This is a genomic window from Mesorhizobium sp. M4B.F.Ca.ET.143.01.1.1 (genome assembly GCF_004792275.1).
Classification (GTDB): domain Bacteria; phylum Pseudomonadota; class Alphaproteobacteria; order Rhizobiales; family Rhizobiaceae; genus Mesorhizobium; species Mesorhizobium abyssinicae.
The window spans coordinates 1-294 of the sequence record NZ_SRSR01000316.1 but is presented as its reverse complement, the minus strand read 5'-3'; the positions used below and the strand labels follow the sequence as shown (position 1 = coordinate 294).

The 294-nt window shown below is 58.2% G+C and carries 1 protein-coding gene; it reads right to left on the bottom strand.

Going from position 1 to position 294, the window contains the following annotated elements; all coding sequences use genetic code 11:
- Positions 1-7: 7 nt before the first annotated feature.
- Positions 8-294, bottom strand: a 287-nt coding sequence (locus tag EN786_RS38430) for a hypothetical protein (protein WP_210238942.1), incomplete at its 5' end; no start/stop codon positions are given.

The window sequence follows — 294 nt, the reverse complement described above, 5'->3', positions numbered from 1 at the left end:
GTTGCTTCTAAAGCAGCATCGGTTTGAGGTGTCGCGTGGTCACCTTGTTCAGGCACGGGATGCTCACGCCCGGGGAAATTGGGCGTCCGCAAACGCTGCTGTCGAATTGTGTAAGTTCGTTTGTGCTTGGGGGCCAAACGGGAAGCGATGCATACCCAAACTGAAGCAACCGCTGTCCTGTGCCGGTTTTGCGTACGGCGTCCGCCACAGCCGGCCAAACGAAGTGCGCCTTGGGCGCCGCAAAGGCGCTGACGGAAATGATGTAGTCAAAAGAATGCATGCCGCGACAGCGAC